The following is a 5,676-nucleotide window of genomic DNA, read 5'->3' as shown; positions in this document are numbered from 1 at the left end:
ACTTCCCACACTTCCCATACTATTAGCCCTGCTCCCTGCTCCCTGCTCCCTGCTCCCTGCTCCCTGCTCCCTGCTCCCTGCTCCCTGCTCCCTGCTCCCTGCTCCCTGCTCCCTGTTATTTTTTTTATTTAAAACCCAACTATAAATCCTAAATTTAGTCATGAAAAATTCTATAAAACTATCACCAATTAGTACCTTTGAAACCGGTATATTTGACGATGGTGCTGCGGAAATTCCTGCTTATGACCCCAGCTCACAACGCCTGTTTGTAGTCAATGGTGCTAATAATGCTATTGATGTACTGAATCTGAGCGATCCTGCTAATCCTACCAAAATTACTGAAATTAGCCTCAATGATTTTGGGGGAGGTACCAACAGTGTTGCGGTGAATAATGGTATTGTTGCTGTAGCAGTTGAAGATGAAAATACACAGAATCCTGGTCAAGTTGTTTTCTTTAACACTGATGGGAATTTCTTGAATGCCGTAACTGTTGGAGCGCTACCTGATGCATTGACCTTTACCGCTGATGGTCAAAAAGTATTAGTAGCTAATGAAGGAGAACCCAATAATGAATTTACCGTTGATCCAGAAGGGTCTGTTAGTATTATCGACATCTCTGGAGGGGTTAAGCAAGCTACTGTTACTAACGCTGACTTCAAAGCATTTAATCCTCAAATCGAGCAATTGCAAGAGCAGGGAGTACGTATCTTTGGTCCTGGTGCTACAGTAGCCCAAGACTTAGAACCTGAATTTATTACGGTGTCTGAAGATTCCCAAACAGCCTGGATTACCCTGCAAGAAAATAATGCCTTGGCTGTGCTAGATATCAATCGTGGCGAAATTACTGATATCTTGCCCTTAGGATTTAAAGACCACAGTCTTCCCGGTAATGGCTTCGATGCGAGTGATCAAGATGATGGGATTAATATCCAGAATTGGCCGGTTTTGGGAATGTTCCAGCCGGATGCGATCGCATCATTTCAGGTAGACGGAAAAACTTTCCTAATTACAGCTAACGAAGGGGATAGCCGTGACTTTGAGGGCTTTAGCGAAGAAGTGCTAGTGGGAGACCTTAACCTAGATCCCCATGCTTTCCCCGATGCGGCTGAACTCCAGAAAGCTGAAAACCTGGGTTCCTTGATAGTGACAAACACTTTAGGGGATACAGACGGTGACGGTGATTTTGATCAGCTTTTTGCCTTCGGGAGTCGTTCCTTCTCGATCTGGGATGAATATGGCAATCAAATTTTCGACAGTGGCGATGACTTTGAGCAGATCACTGCCGAAGTTCTCCCTGATGACTTTAACTCCGACAATGACGCCAACAACTCCTTTGATACCCGCAGCAATGACAAAGGACCTGAACCCGAAGGAGTGGTAACAGGAGTAATTGATGGACACACCTTTGCTTTTATTGGCTTAGAGCGTATTGGTGGAATCATGGTCTATGACGTAAGTGACCCCACTCATCCTACTTTTGTACAATACATCAACAACCGGGATTTTAGCGGTGATGCTGCGGCGGGAACAGCAGGAGACCTTGGGCCAGAAGGATTGACCTTCATTTCTGCCGAAGATAGTCCCAATGGCAGACCTCTGTTGGTAGCAGCCAATGAAGTTAGTGGCACGACCACCATCTATGAAATCGACTCAATCCTTCCCGATCAAAGCATTGTGGGAGATGAGGGAGATAACAAACTAGTTGGTACTGAAGAAGATGATATCATTAAGGGTCTCGAAGGCAATGACACGATTCATGGTGACCTAGGTGATGACTTAATTCAGGGGAACCAAGGCAATGACATCCTTAGGGGAGGTCGGGGTCATGACGACCTTGATGGTGGCAGCGGCAATGACATCCTTAGGGGAGGTCGGGGTCATGACGACCTTGATGGTGGCAGTGGCAATGACATCCTTAGGGGGGGTCGAGGTGATGACGACATTGAGGGTGGTCTAGATAACGACTTTCTCCAAGGGGGAAGGGGTAATGATATCCTAAATGGTAATCATGGTGATGATACCATTAAAGGGGGTCGCCATGATGATATCCTAGATGGTGGCAGTGGCGATGATATCTTAAATGGTGGACGTGGCAGTGATGTCATGACTGGTGGTGAAGGCTCTGATCACTTTATTTTTAAACAGAATAAAAGTCTATTACCCGGTGAATTTGATGTGATCAAGGACTTTGAGGTAGGTGTCGATAAAATTGAATTCCAGGGTTGGGGCAATATTGATCCTCAAGAGTGGTTGAATTCGGTTATCTATGAAGGTCGGATAACTAACACCGAAGATGGGACTTTGTTTAAGGCCAATGATGGTGGAAAAGTTCTCATAGAAGGAGTGAGTTTAGAGGAGCTCAGTGCCTCAGATTTCAGCTTGACGTGACATACTCCCGATGCCGAATCAAATACCAGGAACACATCGAGACCAATGATTAGGGAGCATCTTGATCCCACTAATTTTGGCAAAATTGGTGAAATTTTGTGAATTTAGGCAATCTGGCAACATCTCTAGGTTGTTTTGTTGTCTCATTGTAATTGTTCTGAGTTAGGGTCGTTTAATTCTATAAACGTCACTCCTTCAACAACAGAATGTTAGATATAGCTAGTCAATGGGAACTATAAGTTCATAAACCTGAAATTCATCCAGGGTGCATCTACTTTTTTTCAGGTTTTTTTCAGGATACTTTTTTCGGTAAATCTCCTGAGTCAGCAAGTCAAAGATAGAGTCAACTATGCTCCGAAAAGTTGTAACCACAATCGCCCTGATTGGGATCCTAATTCCCCTATGGGGTTGTCAAAATCAGAGCGAATCTCAAGCTAAAGACGTGATTGTGCTAGGGGACATTGCCTTGAATCCATCCAGAAAGCAACGTTTTCAAGGGGTTGCTGATTACCTGGCAGCTAATTTAGGTCAGGCAGGAATTGGTCAGGGGGAGGTCAAAATTGCTTCCGATAAAGAAACCATGGCGCAATGGATAAAATCTGGTGAAGTGGATCTTTACATGGATAGTGCTTATCCAGCCATGTATATGGTTGACCAAACTGGTGCTAAGGTAATCCTGCGGCGCTGGAAGAAGGGTGTTGCTGAGTACAGTACTATATTTTTCGCCCGCCAAGATAGTGGTCTGAAATCTCTGGAAGATTTAAAAGGCAAAATGCTTGCCCTAGAGGTTCCCTTCTCTTCTTCAGGTTATATGTTTCCTCTGTCTCATCTGATGAAAGCCGGTATGAATCCAGTGGAGAAGGCAGAAGCGAATCATCAGGTGCCTAAAAATCAGGTGGGGTACGTTTTTGCTGGTGATGACCTCAACGCTGTGCGCTGGGTATTGAGCAAAAATGTTGACGCTGGTGCTACTGATAGTGAAACCTTTGCAGGATTGCCAGAGAGTCAACGGTCACAGCTAGTGATTTTGGCAGAAACCGAAAAGTTTCCTCGACAGGTGGTAGTTGCTGCACCAGATATGGATCCTAAGGTACTTGAGGAAGTCAAACAAGTACTAATCAAAATGCATGATAACAAAGAGGGTCAGGAAATTTTGCAGAAATTCAAAAAGACTGCCAAATTTGATCAATTTCCCCAAGAAGCAAAAGCAGCTTTAGCACAGATGGAAGAGTATTTTGAATTGGTGCAAGGACGGGATAAGTAATCGCCCATGTTGCTCAATGATGGCGTCAGGTCGTGATTGCTCCTAAGGTTGATTAGGAAGAGTGCTATCTTTGATGCAACTTGGTATTAAGAAATATCCCATGCGAATTTTACAAATCGTCCCGTCGATTTCCCTGGTATATGGTGGTCCGAGTCAAATGGTAAAGGGACTATCTCAGGCTCTGGCATCTCAAGGGGTAGAAATTACAGTACTAACTACTAACTCTAATGGGGATGCTGGTCAACCCCCTTTGGATGTACCCCTAGATCAACCAGTAGAACAGGATGGTTATCAGATCAGATACTTCCGTTGCTCTCCCTTTCGCCGCTATAAATTTTCCCTGGGCTTATTACGCTGGCTATGGCAACACGCCTCAGAATTTGACCTTGCCCATATCCATGCCTTATTTTCTCCAGTAACTACAGCAGCGGCTACCATCGCCCGAAAACAGGGATTACCCTACCTATTGCGTCCCTTAGGTACCCTTGACCCAGCGGATTTGCGGAAGAAACAACAGCTAAAGCGCATCTATGCCGCACTGTGGGAGAAACCAAATTTAGCTGGAGCAGCTGGTATACACTTTACCAGTCAACAGGAAGCTTTGATTTCCGAACGTTTTGGGACAGCATCCCCTGATATCGTGATTCCCTTAGGAGTAACGCCGCCAATCCAGCAACAACTCCAGCCACAACCAGGGAGAGCACGTACTGAATTAAAGATTCCCCATGACCAGCCCTTAGTGTTGTTTATGTCTCGTATTGACCCGAAGAAGGGATTGGATTTACTTATCCCAGCTCTAGAAAAGCTATTAAACCAGGGACTCCAATTTCACTTTGTCTTGGCGGGAACGAATCCTCAAGACCCAAGTTATGAAAATAGTATCATAGAGCAGATCAAGGCTTCAACTCTATCATCAAATACTACCATTACTGGTTTCGTGACCGGTGACTTGAAAGCAGCTTTGTTAAAGGATGCAGATGTATTTGTCCTACCATCTTACTACGAAAACTTTGGGATTGCGGTAGCGGAAGCGATGGTGGCTGGGACAGCAGTGGTGATTTCTGACCAGGTCCATATTTGGGAAAACGTCAAAGATGCTGAAGCAGGATGGGTAAGTCCTTGTGAGGTTGAGGCTTTGACTAGACAGTTACGGGAAGCACTTCAAAATAAAGAGGAATGCCAACTGCGGGGAGTCAAGGCTCAGGACTATGCTTTAAAGCACTATAGTTGGAATGCGATCGCACAACAAATGATTCAGGTTTACCGTCAAATTAGTCATTAGTACCCGTAGGGGTACTGTCAAATCCCCAATAAATCAAGCAAAATAGACCTATCAGCCAATTAGCTAAAACAACAAATAGCAATACACAAACGATACATGCAAATGGAACGTATTCAGGAAATTCCTACCTTTAAAATTAATGGTTTTGCTGCTCTGGTAGGGATTATTGCGATCGCTAGTTTTGGTGTGTGGTTAGGTAAAGGTCTAGTCGGGTTTTCCAATATCAACGACTTATTTCTCTATACCAACAACTTATTTGGTATTGGTCTAGTGATCGTAGCCTTGGTTGCCCTAAAAGGCTTTCTGACTGTGCAGCCTAACCAAGCCCGAGTGCTAGTGTTTTTAGGTAACTACGTTGGCAGTGTCCGTACCTCTGGTTTTTGGTGGGTTAACCCTTTCGCCTCCAAGCAACTGGTGTCTCTTCGAGTGCGTAATTTCAACAGTGATAAGCTGAAAGTAAATGACGCAAAAGGCAACCCCATTGAGATTGCTGCGGTAGTTGTCTGGCGAGTTGTAGACTCAGCCAAAGCCACCTTTGACGTAAATTCCTATGTAGATTTTGTGGCCATCCAAAGTGAGACCGCTATCCGTGGTTTAGCTAGTCGGTATCCCTACGATACTAATCAAGAAAACCTAGCTTCACTCAGAGGCAGCCCCGAAGAGATTGCAGCAGCTCTCAAGGAAGAATTACAAGCTCGCTTAGAGGTGTCAGGTGTCGAGGTGATTGATAGTCAGATCGGG

Annotated in this window: 5 protein-coding genes; 4 read left to right on the top strand and 1 reads right to left on the bottom strand. The window is 44.7% G+C overall.

Translation table 11 applies throughout. The annotated features are described in order from the left end of the window. Positions 1 to 160: 160 nt before the first annotated feature. Positions 161 to 2,389 (top strand): choice-of-anchor I family protein, encoded by a 2,229-nt coding sequence (locus F6K52_RS31235; protein ID WP_293088093.1) that lies wholly within the window; start codon positions 161 to 163, stop codon positions 2,387 to 2,389. Between the two features lie 18 nt (positions 2,390 to 2,407). Here the strand turns inward: F6K52_RS31235 and F6K52_RS31230 are convergent, their stop codons facing one another. Further along, positions 2,408 to 2,536, bottom strand: coding sequence for a hypothetical protein (locus tag F6K52_RS31230; protein WP_293088091.1), 129 nt, complete (start codon positions 2,534 to 2,536; stop codon positions 2,408 to 2,410). A 202-nt stretch (positions 2,537 to 2,738) separates the two neighbouring features. On the opposite strand from F6K52_RS31230, the gene F6K52_RS31225 reads away from it, so the two are divergent. The 3 genes from F6K52_RS31225 to F6K52_RS31215 form a co-directional block, all read left to right on the top strand. Further along, complete coding sequence (locus tag F6K52_RS31225; RefSeq protein ID WP_293088087.1) at positions 2,739 to 3,653, top strand: phosphate/phosphite/phosphonate ABC transporter substrate-binding protein; 915 nt, start codon at positions 2,739 to 2,741, stop codon at positions 3,651 to 3,653. A gap of 100 nt (positions 3,654 to 3,753) precedes the next feature. Next, positions 3,754 to 4,935: a hormogonium polysaccharide biosynthesis glycosyltransferase HpsP gene (hpsP, locus tag F6K52_RS31220; protein WP_293088083.1), complete on the top strand. Its 1,182-nt coding sequence runs from the start codon at positions 3,754 to 3,756 to the stop codon at positions 4,933 to 4,935. A 102-nt stretch (positions 4,936 to 5,037) separates the two neighbouring features. Further along, positions 5,038 to 5,676 (top strand): SPFH domain-containing protein (locus F6K52_RS31215; protein ID WP_293088080.1); only part of this gene is annotated, 639 nt, incomplete at its 3' end.

This window comes from Moorena sp. SIO3H5, assembly GCF_010692395.1.
GTDB lineage: Bacteria > Cyanobacteriota > Cyanobacteriia > Cyanobacteriales > Coleofasciculaceae > Moorena.
The sequence above is the reverse complement of the archived record's forward strand: the minus strand, read 5'-3'. Positions and strand labels throughout refer to the sequence as shown.